1 protein-coding gene is annotated in these 251 nt (G+C 56.6%); it reads left to right on the top strand.

All coding sequences use genetic code 11. The features are described 5' to 3' along the window. Positions 1-5: 5 nt before the first annotated feature. On the top strand, positions 6-251 hold a 246-nt coding region (locus SB765_RS32050; RefSeq protein WP_410932816.1), incomplete at its 3' end, for a class I tRNA ligase family protein.

Below are 251 nucleotides of genomic sequence, written 5' to 3'. Positions count from 1 at the left end.
CGCAGATCCTGCAGCGCTGGGACAGTATTGGCCTGTACGGAAAGTTGCGCGAAATTGGCAAGGATCGTCCGAAATTCGTCCTGCACGACGGCCCTCCTTATGCCAACGGCACGATTCACATCGGTCATGCGCTGAACAAGATTCTCAAGGACATGATCATCCGCTCGAAAACCCTTTCGGGTTTCGACGCGCCTTATGTCCCGGGTTGGGACTGCCACGGCCTGCCGATCGAGCACAAAGTCGAAGTGACC

The sequence above is a fragment of the Pseudomonas sp. SIMBA_067 genome (genome assembly GCF_046534675.1).
Classification (GTDB): Bacteria; Pseudomonadota; Gammaproteobacteria; order Pseudomonadales; family Pseudomonadaceae; genus Aquipseudomonas; species Aquipseudomonas putida.
Note: the sequence above shows the minus strand (reverse complement) of the source record. Positions and strands in the feature narration are given on the sequence as shown.